Genomic DNA, 16,955 nt, shown 5'->3' with positions numbered 1-16,955 from the left:
CAGGCTATTTGGATGGCGCGTTATCCTGTAGCCTGCACTCTGTACTCTCCCTGAATAACGGGCCGCCCGGTGAGCCCAGCCATGTCCGATACCAGCAAATCAGAAAGCCAGTGGCCGCAAGCCGCCTATTTCTTCCTGCGGCTGATCGGGCCGCCGCTGCGGCCCGTGTCAGCGGACATCGGAATCGTCGAAACCCAGATCGCGCGCTGGCATGAGAAGGCCGGACGACCGCCGCGCGCGCTGATCCTGGGGGTAACTCCCGAGTATTGCAAGCTCGCCTGGCCGGAAGGTTCGGTCGTTCGCGCCATCGACCGGACGCAGGCGATGATCGATCACGTATGGCCCGGCCCGGCCGAACATGTCACGCAGGGCGACTGGCTCGATCTGCCCGTGGCGGGCGGCAGCCTGGACATCGTATTGTGCGATGGCGGCTTGCATCTTCTTCCTTATCCGCTGGGTCAAGGGACGCTTGCCCGGCGTCTGGCCGCCAGCCTCGCGCCGGACGGCCTGTGCCTGTTCCGCCTGTTCGCTCCCAGCGGCAGCGGCCCCGGCGAGACGCCGGAAAACGTGCTCGATGCGCTCGCCGCAGGCGCGATTCCCGATCTGAACGTCCTCAAGTTGCGCCTGGGCATGGCCCTGCAGGCCAGCGCGGAAGAGGGCGTGAAGCTCGACGATGTCTGGCAGTGTCTCCATCGCGCGCATCCCGACCGGGCAATCCTTGCGCGGCGTCTCGGCTGGAGTGAAGAACATCTCGGCGCGATCGATGCCTATCGCGACACGGCGGCCCGCTACCATTTCGTCACGGAAGCGCAGGCCATCGCCACTTTCGCCGCCGCCGGCCTGGCCTTGCGCGCCCGCCATCAGCCGGATTATCCGCTTGGCGAACGCTGTCCAACCCTGGTGTTCGGCGGCGATCGGTAAGACGACGGAGCGGGGCGAAAAATGGAAGCGGAATGGAAACGACAGGACGCATCCATTGCCCATGGCGGCTACCTGCTGTCGCTGGCTTACCTGACCGTGCCGGACGTCAGCCCGGTCGTCTCGGTCGAGCTGGCTGCCGCGGCAGGTTTCGATTGCGTCGGATTGCGCTTGCTGCCTGCCATTCCCGGCGAGAGCATTTATCCGCTGATTTCTGATCGCCGCCTGCGGAACGAGGTGCGTGCCGCATTGAGCGATACCGGCGTGCGAATCGGCGACCTCGAACTCATCCGTCTGGGAGCGGATTCCAGTCCGGACGATTTCGCAGGATTTTTCGAATGCGCCCAGTCGCTCGACGCGCGCAACGTCACCGTGATCGGCGACGATCCCGACGAAGGGCGCTTGACCGCGAACTTCGCCGCCCTGTGCGAACGCGCCGCGCCTTACGGCTTGAACATGAATCTTGAAGCCATTCCATGGACTGCCCTCGACCGTATCGAGAGCGCGGCCCGCGTGGTGGATAATGCAAGGCAGGCCAATGCGGGCATTCTGCTCGATGCCTTTCATTTCTCGCGCACAGGCGCGGACTTCGAGGTTTTCGGGCAGATCGACCCGATGCGGATGCACGTATTCCAGATTTGCGATGCGCCTCTCCGGTTCGATGCCGAACCCGCCGCAATTCGCCGCGAAGCCAGAACCCGGCGGCTGCTTCCCGGCGACGGCGAGTTGCCGCTGAAAAAGTTGCTTGAGCATATTCCGGCATCTGCCCTGATCAGCGTGGAAGTGCCCAACGATCAGCTGATTTTGCAATTTTCTCCCCTCTCGAGGGCAAAACAGGTAATGAGCGCAACCTCCCGATTCCTGGCTTCCTGTGATGCGCGTGCCAGCGCCGCAAAACATCCGCCCGGACAACCCTGACGATACCCCGGCCAATGAATCCAGATATGTCCGATATATCCGATACGTCCAGTCTGTCCAATCCATCCAATCCGCCAGACACCTCCGGTCCGCCACCCTTGTTCTGGCGCATCAGCGGCAATCCTGCTGCCCTGCCCGGATTCCGGCAGGGTTTGCGCCAACCTGCGCTGGCGGTTGGCGTGCGGCGCGGTGCGGCCGGTTGGCCGGATTCGCTCGATGCCGCATGGCGAATCGCTTTTCCCCATGCCGCCGGCCCAGAGCCGCTTCCTCCCGGCAGCGATCCCGTGCTGATGCGCCTTTTGCAGTGGAACAGGATCATCCAGCGTGCCGCCAGACTGCCCATTTACGAAGACGGCCACATTCTGCGCTGGCGTGACAAGCGCCATGATCCCATGCTGTTGCTGCCTGGCCTGGAGCCGCAAGCGACGCTGCTGGTGGTGCGCTGGCTGGAACGCTGGAGCAATCGCCTGGCCGCGCGAGAGGCGGGCGATGCGGTCGAACGGTTCGATGACGAGTTGCGCACGGAGGCCGAGCACCTGTTGACGCAGCTCAAGCGTCATTTCCCGCAAAACACCAACAGCCTGCATTTCGTCGATGCCGCCCATGCCCTCGATATTCCCTGGCAGCACCTGGGCGGCGGCATCCTGCAGTTCGGCCAGGGACGGCAGGCGCGCCGGATGGACAGCTCATTCACCGATGCGACCGGCAATATCGCCAGCCGCATCGCCCGCCACAAGGCGCTCACCGGCAACCTGCTGCGGCGCGGCGGTCTGCCGGGTTCCGCGCCGCTTTCCGTCACCGACGCCGATGCGGCCGTCGCCACCGCCGAGCGGATCGGCTATCCGGTCGTCATCAAGCCGGCCGATCTGGATGGCGGCGTCGGCGTGGCCGCCGGCCTGGGCAGCGCCGACGAGGTGAGGCAAGCCTTCGAGGCGGCGCGCAAACATACGCAGGAAATTCTGCTGGAAAAGCATTTCCATGGCCGGGACTATCGCCTTTCCGTGCTGAATGGTCGCCTGTTGTGGGCCATCGAGCGCGTGCCGGGCGGCGTGCGCGGAGATGGCGTTCACACCGTGCAGGAACTGGTGGACGAGACCAATCGCGATCCGCGCCGGAGTCCGACTGCCGCCACGCCGCTGTATCCGCTCGAACTCGACGACGAAGCAAAAACCCTGCTCGCTGCCGCCGGCCTCGACATCGACAGTGTTCCGGCAAGCGGCCGGCAAGTTACCTTGCGCCGCACGGCCAACGTAAGCCGGGGCGGCTATCCGGTGGCAGTCAACGACCAGGTGCATGCCGATAACCGAGCCCTGGCCGAACGCGCCACCAGGCTGCTGGGACTCGATCTGGCCGGCATCGACTTGCTGATACCCGACATTGCCACATCCTGGCGCGAAAGCGGCGCATTGATCTGCGAGGTCAACGGCCAGCCGCAATTCAACGTAGTGACGGCGGGGCATCTCTACGCGGAGATTCTCGGGCATCTGCTCCACGGCGACGGGCGCATTCCCAGCATCGCGGTACTGGGGCGTTCGGCTGCCGGCTCGCTCGCCGACGACATCGCGCAGCATCTGGCCGCCGCCGGCTTGCAGGCGGGATTGGCTGGAGTGGCCAATGGGCCAAACGCGCGCATCGGCGCCGAACCGCTGGCCTGCCCGCAAAACCTCCATGCCCAGGGCAATGCGCTGCTGCTCCAGCCCGATACGGACGCGCTGATCCTGCAGATCGCCGACCCCGTGGCATTGGAGCAGGGCTTGCCATGCGATCGCATCGATCATGTGCTGATTGCCGCGGATGCCGACGATGCCTTGCTCAACGCGATCCTGCCCCAATTGCTGCCCGCCTGCCGCCGCAGCGTGATCGTGGCGGCAGCTCACGCCTGCGTGCCACGCGTGCAGGCCACTTGCGCGCGCCATGGCCTGCGTCTGGTCATCGAGCCGGGCGACCAAGGCTTGGCCGTCTGCGCCGTCCACATGCTGCTCGCTCCCGCCGCCGCTAGCCCAGCCCGGGAAGGCCGCGCGCAGGCCGGGGAGTAAAGGGAGTAAATCTTATGGGCCTGATTCCGGAAAGCAACGTGAAGGACGCAGTGAACAAGTACGATCAATATTTGTCGAGTGCCCGGGATTTTCAGGGTGGGCCTCATCAAGTCAAAACAAGATATATCTTGTGCACTTCTCCGCGAGTAGGCTCGACCGTTCTTGGACAAATGCTCACAGATACCGGGTGTGCAGGCGACCCTCTTGAATATTTCAATCCGCGCTATTTTCAGGCGCTGCAAAAGCGGATGAATGGCGGCAATACCTTATCCGGTGTACTGAGCTTCCTGGAGAAACACCGCACCAGCAGCAATGGCCTTTTCGGTGTGCAAATACACTGGTCTCATTTCAATCGATTGTTCCAGGGAAAAGCCGACCTCAGGGACGGATTTTTCGATTGCTACGACAAGATCGTATTCGTGCGCCGAAGAAATCGTATTGAACAAGCGATTTCCCTCTATCGCGCTGCACGCTCGAACTTGTGGAGCTCGCTCGATGAAGGCAGGGAAGGAGCTCGGCATCATGACGAAAACACCTTTGACCCTGTGGATATCATAAGATTTCTGCATAGCGTGAGTCTCCAGGATCAGGGATGGCTGGATTACTTCAAGCGCAGGCAGAAGGAATACTTGACCGTTTATTACGAAGATCTCATGAAGGACTGGGACGGCAAGTCACAAGAGGTGATCGATTATCTGGCGACTCCTTATACACTGCCGATCCCGAAGAAAGCCTTGCGCCAGCAACGTCCCGAGGAAGATGCGCTTGCCAGTGAATTCAGGAATTATCTGGGTTGCCACCTCTCTTCGTGACCTCTCGGGTTTGACGCTGGCTTGCCCGCTGCCAGGAAACTGAAGAAACGAAAGCAGAAAGAAGAAAGAACGATACGTGATCGCCCTGCATCTCCAGTCGATTTTCCATGGCGCCAATCCCTACGCCACCGACCCGGTGGTCGTGGTCGGTCTGGACATCGCCGATGCCCGTCTGGAGGCGGTGCATGCCGCCATGGGCATCCTGCAGGCCGATACCGCCGATTGGTATCGGCCCGGCCCGGGCGAGCAGAGCCAGGCTTCGAGGCAGCGGATCGGCAGCTTTCTGGCGGACTGGTCGCTGCAGGCGCTGACTTTCGTGCGCGGGAATCTGCAGGCCCATGGCTGCATGCACGCTGCCGCCAGCGCGCAGACGCTCGTCTGGCTGGGTTTCCATGATCCGCAGATCAGTCTGAAGATGTTGAGCCTTGCTGCCCGCTGGCTGGCGGCGCTTGCGCGCCAGGACCCGGCGCCGGCGGCTTCCCATGCCGAGGAACTGACGCAGATCTGGCAGATCTGCCGGCAACGGCATCCGGACTACCAGGCGGGCATCGTGATGCAGGCGGCACGCCAGCGCGATATTCCCTGGGCGCCTGCCTGGGGTCTGGAGCGGCACTGGCGCTTCGGGCAGGGCGAGCGCAGCCGGGTGCTGTTCGAATCGGCGTCCTGTGCGGATGGCCATTTCGGTTCGCGCATCGCCAACTCCAAGGCGGGAACCAAGATCGTGCTGCGCGAACTGGGTCTGCCGACGCCGGCCTTCCGGCTGGTGGCGCAGGAATCGGAGCTTGCAGACGCGGTGAAGGCGGTGGGCTATCCCTGTGTGACCAAGCCGCTGGATCGTGGCCGCGGCAAGGGCGTGAGCGCGGGATTGCTCGATTTCGACGCCGTGCGCAGGGGGTTTGCGCTCGCGCGCGCCGAGAGTTCTGCGCCCGTGATGGTGGAGGCGCACGTGGCTGGCGACGATCACCGCTTGATGGTGGTCGATGGACGTCTCGTCGCCGCCATCCGCCGTGTGCCGCCCAGCATCACGGGCGACGGTCGACACACGGTGCGGGAACTGGTGGCGCAAAAGAACGCCGGCTGCGATCCGCGCAGTTTGCTGCGCAGCAATTTTCATTCTCCCGTCGTGCTGGATCCCAGCGCATTGTTGCATCTCGATGGCCAGGGACTGCGCGGCGATGCCGTACTCGAAGCCGGGCGAACGATCGCGGTGCGCAGCAATGCGAACCTATCGACCGGAGGAAGCTGCATCGACGTGACTGCGCAGCTCCATCCCGAGATCCGCGTCATGGCGGAGACGCTTGCGCAGACGTTGGGTATAGGCATGATGGGCGCCGATTATCTGTGCATGCAAATCGATCGCAGCCCGGCTGACGACGGTGGCCAGTTCATCGAGATCAACATGACGCCGGGTTTGTCTGCCCTCGTTGCCGCCGGCTGGCCCATCGAGCGGGCGGGAGAGCTGGCGCTGGGCGCGACGCCCGGCCGGATTGCGGCGGAGCTGCTGATCGTGCATGCGGACAGGCTTGAGGCCAGCCTGGCGGCATTGCGTTCCCGCGCCTGGATGTCCGATAGCGGCTGGGCCTCTGCCGCTCATGCGGGCATCGCCAATGTGAATCTGCGCATCGATGCGGCAACGGTGACAACGGCGACAACACCATGGGCCGGCGTCGAGGTGCTGTTCAGCCATCGCAGGCTGTCGCGTGCCTTGATCGTTGCCAGCGATCGCGAGATTCAGCGCCACGGCTTGCCCTTGAGCCGCTGCGAAGCGGTGCATCTCGCCACGGAACTGCCCGAGGCCTGGCTGAAGCTGCTGCAGGCAAGCGGCGGGCGCATGTGCAACCACGCGCCTGATGCCTGGGGCGAAATCATTTCACAGTGGGTGTAGCCCGGAACCCTGAGCCCTGAGCCAGGAGGCGTTGCGAAAAAACGGCGCAGGCAAAGCAGCCAAAAAGATTGACCGATCGCCGTGATGCTCGGGCTGGGGCTGGGCCGAGGCCGGGCATGGAGCCATCGCAGATGCGCATGTCGCGGCAGCCGGAGATGCGGGAAGAAGTGCATGGCGCCGAGCAGCGGGCGGCGAGAAGTATTTACCGTTTAAAACGCAATCCTGTTGAATTTTCATGCATTTTTCGATTCCGTGGCTGCATCGCCGATGCTAGACTTCCTATGCTGCGAAGGTATGCCTGAAGGAATCGCTGCCTCCGTTGCTCACCTCGCCCCCCGGAATGTCAGTCATTCGCCATCATGTTGCTCAAGACGCTGATCTTCTCCGACGACAAGTATCAGGCGCTGCGGATCCGTCGCTTTCTGATGTCGATGGTCGCTTATCTGCTGTCCTATCTGCTGGTCTACATCACCTATGTGGCCGGTTACCTGGACAGGTGGGTGATCGATGTGGGCATGTTGACCGTGGCAGGCGTGTTCGGCTTTTTCTATCTCTGGCTGCGCAGCGGTTTGAACCGGCGCATGGCCGACCCGAGCCTGACATTGATCCAGATGGTCGTCGCGACGCTGGTGATCATGTTTCTGATCTACAACGCCCCACAGGTGAGCGGGCTGTTCCTGATCATCTACCTGGTGGTCTTCATGTTCGGCATCTTCACGCTCAGCACGCGGCAGTTCGTGGCGTTGGCGGTGTTCGTGCTGGCATCCTACGCTTTCGTCATCTACCGGCTGCACATCGATCATCCCGGGCGCATCAGCATCGGCGAAGACGTGCTGCAATGGATCGCCCTGGCCTGCCTGTTGCCGTTCTTCGCCGTGCTGGGCGGCTATATCGGCTCATTGCGCAGCAAGCTGCGCAACAGCTACGACGAGTTGCAGCGCGCCATGGAAGTCATCCGCGACATGGCCATCCACGATGAGCTGACGGGCCTGTACAACCGTCGTCACTTCATGGAGATGCTGTCGGCCGAGAAATCGCGCGCCGACCGCAGCGGCCAGTGTTTCGGTCTGATCATGCTGGATATCGATCACTTCAAGCGCATCAATGACACCCATGGCCATCAGGCGGGCGATGCGGTGATCCACCGCGTCGGCGAAACCATCGGATTGAGCCTGCGGGCCGGCGATTTCAGCGGGCGCTTCGGTGGCGAGGAGTTCATCCTGTGCATCGGCCAAACAGGGGGTGAGAGCGGGATGGAAAACACCCAGCGTTGCGCCGAGCGCCTGCGCGCGAGCATCGAACTGTTGCGGCCGTCGGAGTTGCCCGCCGGTACGCGGATAACCGCTTCGCTGGGCATTACGGAATATCGGCGCAGCGAGGCGCTGACCAGCACCATCGCCCGCGCCGACGAGGCACTCTACCGGGCCAAGGAAAACGGGCGCAATCGCGTCGAGACGGGTTGAGGTGGTTGAGGTGGTTGAGGTTGAGGCCGGAGCAGGTTTTCCGGAAAACCGGCTTCAGTTTTCAGTTCATGCCGCCGATGGCATCCCAACGCTGTTCGGACGCGGCCGGGATGTGGCTCATCGCATGTTCGGTGACTGCCGTGATGGTCAGGCTGGGATTGACGCCCAGATTGGCGCCGAGCATCGAGCCATCGCAGATGTACATGTTGCGATAGCCCCACACGCGATTCTTGCCGTCGCAGACCCCTTCCCGCGGCGTGCCGGCGATTGCCGCGCCACCCATGCAGTGGGCGGTCGCCGGTACGTTGAGGAAGACCTCGGGCACGAAGTTCGCCGGCACGCCGCCCGTCGCCGCGGCCGCCTTCTTGGCGAACGCGTTGGCTTCCGGGATGCAGGCGGGGATGCGTTCGCCCTTGCTGACCATCATCCTGTTGAAGGGCCAGTACCACGGCCGCTTGAACTCCAGGTCGATGTGCCCCTCGAGCGTTTGCATGCAAAGAAAGATCATGGTCTCGCGGGCGTAGCCGACCGGCCAGAGCATGCGCAGGGTGGTGATCGGCTGCGTCAGCATCAGCTTGAACAGCATGCCCAGCCAGGCCAGCGGCCGTAGCAACGGCACGTTCGGCCAGCCGGTGGCCATCAGCGTGCTGAGGATGCCCATGGCATCCGAACCGGCGGGGTAGCGCGTGGTCTCGATGTGGGTGTCCTTGTCGATGTAGATGCCCGAGCCTATCGCCACGCCTTCCGAGAGATCTTCCCTGCTGCCCGGGAAACGCACGCCGATCAACGATTCGGCGTTGGTGCGCACGTTCCTGCCGAGGGCAGCGGAGATGTTCGGCAGCGAGCCGCACTGCTTCAGCTTGAACAGCAGGTGCTGGGTACCCAGCGAGGAGGCCGAGAACACCACGCCGCGACAGGTCACGCGCGACTTGCCGCGCAGCACGCCGAACCTGGACGAAACGGTGGCGATCTCGTAGCCATCGGCGCCGTCGGCCTTGCCAGCAAGTGGCTTGACGTCGACGACGCGGGTTTCTTCATGGACCCGGACACCGAGTTTTTCGGCCAGGTAAAGATAGTTCTTGTCGAGGGTATTCTTGGCGTTATAGCGGCAACCGACCATGCAGGCGCCGCAACCGATGCAGGTCGAGCGCTCCGGCCCCTTGCCGTCGAAATACGGATCGGCGCGCGTCGTGCCGGGCGCATCGCCTTCGCGGCCGAAATAGACGCCGACCTCGGTCGGGTAGAAAGTGTGCTCGACGCCGATGGTTTTGGCCATCTCGCGCAGGCGATGGTCGGCCGGGCCGAACAGCCGGTTGGTGGTCACGCCGAGCATGCGCTGCGCGGTGGCGTAGTGCTGCGGCATCACCTGGGTCCAGTCGTTGAGGCCGGCCCAACTGCCCTGGTTCCAGATGTGCTCGGGCGGCACAAGAAGAACGTTGGCATAGGTGATCGAGCCGCCGCCGACGGCATTGCCGTGCAGGACGATGACATGCTTGAACAGCGAAATGTTGAAGAACCCGCGCAGGCCGATCTGCGGAATCCACAGCCACTTGTTCAGCGACCAGTTGGTCTCGGGCAGGGTCTCGGGCGACCAGCGCTTGCCCATTTCCATCACCGCAACCTTGTAGCCTTTTTCGGCCAGGCGCAGAGCTGAAACGCTGCCGCCAAAACCCGAGCCGATCACGACGTAGTCATAGTCGTATTGCACTGAGCTTTCCTCCCGTCACGCTGTCGTTATTATTTGCCACGGCGGCGAGTATAAATGTTTTATGATGCCGGCCAGGTGCATTTTCTCATTTAAAAACAGGGCACAAGCGATCATTTTGTTTAAAACGCGATGCGCTGGCCGCAGAGGAGAGCTGCTCATGCGGCTCATCTTACGCCTTCTGCGGTGCCCCGATTCCCATACGGCCGATCAACGATGAGTTCCTTTCTCGCTCCCTACAATCGTCTGCGCGGCATTCCCTTCGGGCGCCGGCTGTTCAGTCTCGGCGTCGGCTGGCGCGCTCCCTATTTCGCCTCGATCCGTCCTTACGTGGCGGAATATCGCAGCGGCTATGCCGAGGTGCGCATCGCCGATCGGCGCGCCGTGCGCAACCACATCGGCACGGTGCATGCGATCGCCCTGTGCAACCTCGCCGAGCTTTGCGCCGGCCTGGTCGTCGATTCGCTGATGCCGGCGCAACTGCGCTGGATTCCGCAAGGGATGACGGTCAAGTACCTCAGAAAGGCCAGCGGCACCCTCACCGGCAAGTGTCATCTCGATCCTTCGGCAGTCAGGGAAGGCAGCGTGATTCTGCCGGTGCAGGTCTTCAATGCCGCCGGCGAACTGGTGTTCGAGGCGGCGATCGACTTTTACGTCTCGCAACGGAAATGAGCATGAGTATGAGTGCGGCCTCCGCCTACCCCCATCTGCTGACGCCATTGGACCTCGGTTTCGTCACCTTGAGGAACCGGGTGCTGATGGGTTCGATGCACACGGGTCTCGAAGACGGCCGCGATCTGTCGCGCCTGGCGGCCTATTTTGCCGAACGGGCGCGCGGCGAGGTTGGGCTGATCGTCACCGGCGGCATCGCGCCGAACATTGCCGGCTGGACCAAGCCCTTCGCCGGACGCATGAGCAACAGCGCGGCGGCGCGGCGGCATCGATCGGTGACCGAGGCCGTGCATGCCGAAGGCGGACGCATCGCCATGCAAATCCTCCACAGCGGACGCTATGCCTATCATCCTTTTGCCGTCGCGCCTTCGGCCATCAAATCGCCGATCTCGCCGTTCAAGCCGCAGGCACTGTCGGCGCGCGGCGTCGAGCGCCAGATCCGCGACTTCGTGCGCAGCGCCGTGCTGGCGCGCGAGGCCGGCTACGACGGCGTCGAAATCATGGGGTCGGAAGGCTATCTGATCAACCAGTTCATCGCCCGGCCCACCAATTGCCGCGACGATGCCTGGGGCGGCGATTACACTCAGCGCATGCGCCTGCCGATCGAGATCGTCGAGCGCACGCGCGAAGCCGTCGGCCGCGACTTCATCATCATCTATCGCCTGTCGATGATCGATCTGGTGCCCGATGGCAGCACCTGGGACGAAATCGTCCAGCTCGGCAAGGCCGTCGCCCGGGGCGGCGCGAGCATCGTCAACACCGGCATCGGCTGGCATGAGGCGCGCGTGCCGACGATCGCGACCAGCGTGCCGCGCGCCGCCTTTGCCTGGGTCACGGCGAAGATGAAGCGCGAGTTCAGCGCCGCCGGTATCGATACGCCGCTGGTCGCCACCAATCGCATCAACACGCCGGAGATCGCCGAGGGCATCCTGGCCAGCGGCGAGGCCGACATGATCTCGATGGCGCGGCCGCTGCTGGCCGATGCCGAATTCGTCAAAAAGGCGCGCGAAGGACGCGCCGCCGACATCAACACCTGCATCGCCTGCAATCAGGCCTGCCTCGACCACGTCTTTCTCAATCGCCAGGCCAGTTGCCTGGTCAATCCGCGCGCCTGCCGCGAGACGGAACTGGTCTATCGGCCGACGCTGAGGCGAAAGCGCATCGCCGTCGTCGGCGCGGGGCCGGCCGGTGTTTCGGCGGCGACGGTGGCCGCCGAGCGCGGACACGAGGTGCATCTGTTCGATGCCGCGAACGAGATCGGCGGGCAACTCACCATGGCCAGCCGCATTCCGGGCAAGGAGGAGTTTCGCGAGATGCTGCGCTATTTTCGCCGGCGCCTCGAACAGACGGGTGTGAAGCTGCATCTCGGGCAGCCTGCCACGGCCGACATGCTGCAGGGCTACGACGAAGTGATCGTCGCCACCGGCGTGAGGCCGCGCGATCCAGGCATCGCCGGACAGGAGGAGGGCATGGCGCGCGGACAGGTGTTGAGCTACGTCGACGTCCTGCGCCATGACCGGCCGGTGGGGCAGCGCGTCGCCATCGTCGGCGCAGGCGGCATCGGCTTCGACGTCGCCGAGTTTCTCGTCCAGCAGGGAAGGTCGGCAACGCTGGATCCGGCCGTCTGGCGAGCCGAATGGGGCGTCGTCGATCCCGCGCAGGCGCCCGGCGGCCTGGCGGCGGCCGGACACGCCGGCGCGCCAGCGCGCGCGGTGACGCTGCTGCAGCGCAAGCCCGGCAAGGTCGGTGCCGACCTCGGCAAGACCACCGGCTGGATACATCGCGCGCAGCTCAAGATGAAGGCGGTCGCCATGTGTTCCGGCGTGAGTTACGAACGCATAACGCCGCGCGGACTGCTGATCAGCCGTGGCAAAAAGCACCAGGATGAACGCTGGCTCGACGTCGATAGCATCGTGCTGTGCGCCGGGCAGGAACCGCTGCGCGAGCTGGAAGCGCCGCTGCGCGCGGCGGGTTGCGCGGTGCATGTCATCGGCGGCGCGCTCGACGCAAGCGGACTCGACGCCAAACGCGCCATCGAGCAGGGCTGTCGCCTGGGAGCGCGGCTATGAGCGGCGGGAACGAGCGCATCCGCGTCAGTATCGAGGGCGACATCGCCTGCGTGACGCTGAACCGACCCGATAAGCACAACGGCATGGATTTCGCCATGTTGCGGGCCATGGTCCGGGTGCAGAAGCAACTCAAGCGCCGGCGCGACATTCGCGCGGTGATCCTGGATGGGGCCGGGCCGTCGTTCTGCGCCGGGCTCGACTTCAAGTCGGCGCTGGCGCGGCCGCTCGAAACGCTGCTGATGGGCCTGCAATTGTGGTGGCCGTGGCGCAACCGCTTCCAGCGCTGGAGCATGGGCTGGCGCGATCTCGGCGTGCCGGTGATTGCGCTGGTCCATGGCAACTGCTTCGGGGCGGGGATGCAACTGGCGCTGGGTGCGGATTTCCGCATCAGCGCGCCGGATGCGCGCTATTCGCTGATGGAAGCCAAGTGGGGGCTGATTCCCGACATGGGTGGCACGCCCTTGCTGCGCGACCTGGTGCCGCTCGACGTGGCCAAGGAACTCGTCATGACAGGCCGCGTCATCGCCGCCGCCGAGGCGCACGCGCTCGGTCTGGTGACCCATGTCAGCAACGATCCGCTGGCCCATGCGCGGCAACTGGTCGCCGAGATCGCCATGCGTTCACCGGATGCGGTGGCGGCGGGCAAGTTCCTGCTGCAACGCGCTTATGCCGTGGCCGATGGCGATGCCCTGCGCGCCGAACGACGCTGGCAACGCCGCATCATCGGACGGGCCAATCAGCGTGCGGCCGTCGCGCGCAATAGTGGACCGGGTGCACTGGATGGAAAACCCGTCAGGCCATGGGAAAAGCGCCGGATCGGATAGCGGAATAACGGGATAGCGAATAGAGGATTGCGACGTGCAAAAAACAACCGCCTCTTTTCGCCCGATGGCTGACGAAAGAGGCGGCGGAGAGGGGGCGCGGAAGTCGTTAGAAGTGATAGCCCACCGTTGCCGAAGTCGCCACGGTTGGAATATCGAGATTGGCCTTGCTGGTCAGCACAACATTGCCGGTCTTGTCGCGGACGCGGATGGTGGCGACCGTCTTGATCGGCACATAGGAAACCGATGCGCCCAGGGACCATTTGTCGTCGAGCATGTAGCTCACGCCGGCATTGAACAGGGGGCGGATGCGGCCGGAGGCCTTGGCTTCGGTCGAAACCTGAGCCTTGCCAACGATGGCGTTCAAGGGATCCGCGATGAACCCACCGGCCAGCTTCAGATTGTTGTCGAAATTCGCGCCCAGCTTGACATTGGTGAAGAAGCTGTAGCCCAGGCCCACGCCGACGAAGGGATGCCAGGCGTCGTCTTTTTCACCGAAGTGGTACTGCACCATCACCGAAGGAAACCAGTGCCGGGCCGTCGCCACCGGGTTGTTCGCCGGCTTGCCCATTTCCACAGGGGGAACCACCCCACTGAGCAGCCCGGGCGTGGTCACCGAGCCATGCCCGGTCACATCGAGTACCGGCGGCACGCCGCCCACCGCCGTGATGGCGATGTGATCGGTCATGAAATAGCTCAGCGTCAGGATCGGCTTGAGTGCGTTGCCGACGGTCTGTTCGGTGCCCGGCGAGCTGAAACTGGTCGGCACGAGCCCCAGTTTCGGGCCGAGCGTGTTGGGGTCGAGCTGGTTGTGCTGCGGCGTACTGGAACTGCGCGAGTTGTTGATGCTGACGAAGCCCATGGTCATGACCAGGTCGCCGGGGGCGGCATGGGCCGGACTGGCGGCGCCAAGTCCTGCCCATGTTCCGGCCAGCAACAGCGGGGTAACTGCAATGCGGTAGATCGATTTCTTCATCTGCTCCTCCAGACTATCCGTTGTTTATTTTGCTTTTGTTTGCCAGCTTACTTGAGGAAGCCCTGCTTGAGCGCTTCCTCGACCCAGCGCGCGTACTTGCTGGTTTTGGCGGCTTCGACATATTTCTTGTCTGCGGCGACCTTGATCATTCCCTGCATGCTGCGCAGCGGAATCTTGCGGATGTTCATGTTGGAAATACCGGTCGGCAGGCCCGGGCCGAGGTCCGGATCGATCAGGTAGGTTACGCGCGTATGCTCGCGGTCGATCCACTCCAGGCGGTATTGCGCGTAGAAGGAGGGCATGCGGAAAAGTTTCTTGCCGGAGTCATACTGGATGTCTTCCGTCGAACGCGCCTCGATCAGGTTGAGATTCTTCGCGTAGTCGACGGTCACCGTCGAGCGCAACACCATGTCGCGGTCGCGCAGGATGGGAATATGCTGATGCAGCCAGAAGACGATGGTGTCCTTCTCGTCATCCTCTACCTTCAACACCTTGGTTTCCTTGCAATCGGCCATCCAGCTCGGAAAGCCTGCGATGTCGTGGAGGATGGTGCCGACCACCTCGATGCGGGCGGGGACGTCGCAAACCGCCTTGGCTGCGACGTATTCCTTGCCGGCAACCGCGCTGCTGTAGCTTTTGCATGGCCCTTCGGTGCGCTCCAGTTGCCAATTGTAGGCGTGCGGCTCGCTCGCGCCTGGCGTGGGTTCGTTCTGGGCGAGTGCGCCGGTCGTGGCCGTCAGCAGCGCGGCGGCTGCCATGACGCCCAGCGCCTGTGCCAGGTTTTCCTGATGACTGCCGGCATGGCTGGTTTTTCTGTTCATTGCATGCTCCTCCTTGGTTGTCGTGACGTGAATGGGCAATGTGTGATGCGGTTTGAATCAATCTGAACTACCGGGCTGCATGATGCGCTGACGATTTAATGCGCCTGATGTTCCCGATTTCCCTGCTCGCGCAGTTCACGCCGCAGGATCTTGCCGACGATGGACTTGGGCAGTTCATCGCGGAATTCGACGATGCGCGGAATCTTGTAGCCGGTCAGTCCGGTACGGCAATGGGCGATGATGTCCTCGGCGCTGAGTTCGGGATTGCGGCGCACGACGAAGACCTTGATGCGCTCGCCGGCGATTTCATCCGGCACGCCGATGGCGGCGACTTCAAGCACATCCGGGTGGCTCATGATGACTTCCTCGACCTCGTTCGGAAAGACGTTGAAGCCGGACACCAGGATCATGTCCTTCTTGCGGTCGATCAGGCGGATGTAACCATGCTCATCCATCACCCCGACGTCACCTGTGGCCAGCCAGCCGTGGTTGTCGATGACGCGCGCCGTTTCCTCGGGACGCTGCCAGTAGCCGAGCATGACTTGCGGGCCATGCACGCAGAGCTCGCCGGCCTCGCCGATGGCCGCCCAACTGCCGTCGTCGCGGCGCATGCGGACATAGGTCGAGGGCACGGGCACGCCGATGGAGCCGTTGAATTCGACCGGCTTCGAGATATCGACCGGATTGATGGTGACGATGGGCGAGCACTCGGTCAGGCCATAGCCTTCGACGATGCCCACGCCGGTGACTTTCTGCCATTTCTCGGCAATCGTGCGCGACATCGCCATGCCGCCGGCCATGGCCAGCTTGAGCGGACGGAAGTCGCGGCGGCAGAACTCCTCGTTTTCCAGAAACGCGGCAAACAGCGTGCTGACTGCCGTGATGCCGGTGAATTGCTCCTTGCGCAGGATCAGGGTCATGCGCTTGGTATCGCGCGGGTTGGCGATGAGGATGTTGCGCCCGCCCAGCCCGAGGAAGATCAGGCAATTCACCGTCAGCGAATAGATGTGATACATCGGCAGAGGGGTGAGCACGGTCTCGATTTCATCGGTCAACTGGCCTTCGGCCCAGGCTTTGGCCTGCAGCAGGTTGGCGATGATGTTGCGGTTGGTCAGCATCGCGCCCTTGGCCACGCCGGTGGTGCCGCCGGTGTATTGCAGAAAGGCGATATCTTCCTGGCTGACCGCCACCGGCTGGAAACTGCGCCGTGCGCCCTGGCCGAGCGCTGCGCGCATGCGGGTGAGCATGGCGTGCGGCAGCCTGTGGGGCGGCACCATCTTCTGCACATGGCGCACGACGAAACTGAGCAGCCGGCCCTTGAGATTGAGTTTGCCGCCCAGCAGATCGCCGATTTCCGTCAGGATGATGCGTTTGATGGCGGTGCCGGGCAGCGCCTGCTCCAGCGTATGGGCGAAGTTTTCCAGGATGACGATGGTTTCGGCGCCGCTGTCCTTGAGCTGGTGCGCCAGCTCGCGTGCCGTATACAGCGGATTGACATTGACGACGATGGCTCCGGTCTTCAGCGTGGCGAAGAGGGCGATCGGATACTGGAACAGGTTGGGCAGCATGATCGCCACGCGATCGCCCTTTTTCACGCCGATGCCTTGCAGATAGGCGGCAAAGGCTTCGACTTTTTCAGCGAGTCCGGCATAGCTCAGTTGCGTGCCGATGCTGACCAGGGCAATGCGCTCGCGGTATTTCTCGATGCACTCGTCGAAATACTGGTTGATCGAGTCGTAAGTCCCCAGGTCGATATCGGCAGGCACGCCGGCGACGTAGGAGGACAACCAGATACGTTCGCGTTCCTCGGGCAAGTCGGTAACCGTGCTGCTCATCTATCCTCCCTGTTTTTTTGATCT

13 protein-coding genes are annotated in these 16,955 nt (G+C 63.3%); 9 read left to right on the top strand and 4 right to left on the bottom strand.

Going from position 1 to position 16,955, the window contains the following annotated elements; translation table 11 throughout:
• The first annotated feature begins 81 nt into the window (after nt 1–81).
• The 6 genes from SDENCHOL_RS08740 to SDENCHOL_RS08715 all read left to right on the top strand — a co-directional run bounded on the left by SDENCHOL_RS08740 (nt 82) and on the right by SDENCHOL_RS08715 (nt 8,032).
• Nucleotides 82–921, top strand: coding sequence for a class I SAM-dependent methyltransferase (locus tag SDENCHOL_RS08740; RefSeq protein WP_154716883.1), 840 nt, complete (start codon nt 82–84; stop codon nt 919–921).
• 21 nt (nt 922–942) lie between these two features.
• The gene (locus SDENCHOL_RS08735; protein ID WP_154716882.1) at nt 943–1,836 is read left to right on the top strand and encodes a sugar phosphate isomerase/epimerase family protein; all 894 of its coding nucleotides are present in this window, start codon (nt 943–945) and stop codon (nt 1,834–1,836) included.
• Nucleotides 1,837–1,862: 26 nt separating this feature from the next.
• Nucleotides 1,863–3,872 carry a cyanophycin synthetase gene (locus SDENCHOL_RS08730; RefSeq protein WP_172955044.1) on the top strand — a complete coding sequence of 670 codons (2,010 nt, stop codon included), beginning with the start codon at nt 1,863–1,865 and terminating at the stop codon, nt 3,870–3,872.
• Between the two features lie 14 nt (nt 3,873–3,886).
• Entirely contained in the window at nt 3,887–4,684 is a 798-nt protein-coding gene (locus SDENCHOL_RS08725; RefSeq protein ID WP_154716880.1) for a Stf0 family sulfotransferase, read from the top strand.
• Between the two features lie 76 nt (nt 4,685–4,760).
• Entirely contained in the window at nt 4,761–6,569 is a 1,809-nt protein-coding gene (locus SDENCHOL_RS08720; RefSeq protein ID WP_154716879.1) for an ATP-grasp domain-containing protein, read from the top strand.
• A 359-nt stretch (nt 6,570–6,928) separates the two neighbouring features.
• Nucleotides 6,929–8,032 (top strand): GGDEF domain-containing protein, encoded by a 1,104-nt coding sequence (locus SDENCHOL_RS08715; protein WP_154716878.1) that lies wholly within the window; start codon nt 6,929–6,931, stop codon nt 8,030–8,032.
• 61 nt (nt 8,033–8,093) lie between these two features.
• Here SDENCHOL_RS08715 and SDENCHOL_RS08710 read toward each other — a convergent pair whose 3' ends face one another.
• The gene (locus SDENCHOL_RS08710) at nt 8,094–9,740 is read right to left on the bottom strand and encodes a GMC oxidoreductase (protein ID WP_154716877.1); all 1,647 of its coding nucleotides are present in this window, start codon (nt 9,738–9,740) and stop codon (nt 8,094–8,096) included.
• A gap of 213 nt (nt 9,741–9,953) precedes the next feature.
• On the opposite strand from SDENCHOL_RS08710, the gene SDENCHOL_RS08705 reads away from it, so the two are divergent.
• From SDENCHOL_RS08705 to SDENCHOL_RS08695, 3 genes are read left to right on the top strand one after another with little or no spacing between them, the layout of a single operon-like run.
• Nucleotides 9,954–10,409: a hotdog fold domain-containing protein gene (locus SDENCHOL_RS08705; protein ID WP_154716876.1), complete on the top strand. Its 456-nt coding sequence runs from the start codon at nt 9,954–9,956 to the stop codon at nt 10,407–10,409.
• A 2-nt stretch (nt 10,410–10,411) separates the two neighbouring features.
• Nucleotides 10,412–12,478 (top strand): NADPH-dependent 2,4-dienoyl-CoA reductase, encoded by a 2,067-nt coding sequence (locus SDENCHOL_RS08700; RefSeq protein ID WP_269458633.1) that lies wholly within the window; start codon nt 10,412–10,414, stop codon nt 12,476–12,478.
• The gene (locus SDENCHOL_RS08695; protein WP_154716875.1) at nt 12,475–13,302 is read left to right on the top strand and encodes a crotonase/enoyl-CoA hydratase family protein; all 828 of its coding nucleotides are present in this window, start codon (nt 12,475–12,477) and stop codon (nt 13,300–13,302) included. Before SDENCHOL_RS08700 ends, SDENCHOL_RS08695 begins: the two co-directional genes overlap by 4 nt.
• A gap of 106 nt (nt 13,303–13,408) precedes the next feature.
• Here SDENCHOL_RS08695 and SDENCHOL_RS08690 read toward each other — a convergent pair whose 3' ends face one another.
• The 3 genes from SDENCHOL_RS08690 to SDENCHOL_RS08680 form a co-directional block, all read right to left on the bottom strand.
• A complete protein-coding gene (locus SDENCHOL_RS08690) occupies nt 13,409–14,275 on the bottom strand; it encodes an OmpW/AlkL family protein (RefSeq protein ID WP_154716874.1) in 867 nt (288 codons plus the stop codon).
• A 47-nt stretch (nt 14,276–14,322) separates the two neighbouring features.
• A complete protein-coding gene (locus SDENCHOL_RS08685) occupies nt 14,323–15,096 on the bottom strand; it encodes an START domain-containing protein (protein ID WP_154716873.1) in 774 nt (257 codons plus the stop codon).
• A 95-nt stretch (nt 15,097–15,191) separates the two neighbouring features.
• Nucleotides 15,192–16,931, bottom strand: a complete 1,740-nt coding sequence (locus SDENCHOL_RS08680) for an AMP-binding protein (protein WP_154716872.1) — start codon at nt 16,929–16,931, stop codon at nt 15,192–15,194.
• Nucleotides 16,932–16,955 lie beyond the last annotated feature (24 nt).

The sequence above is a fragment of the Sterolibacterium denitrificans genome (genome assembly GCF_900174485.1).
Lineage (GTDB): Bacteria > Pseudomonadota > Gammaproteobacteria > Burkholderiales > Rhodocyclaceae > Sterolibacterium > Sterolibacterium denitrificans.
Note: the sequence above shows the minus strand (reverse complement) of the source record. Positions and strands in the feature narration are given on the sequence as shown.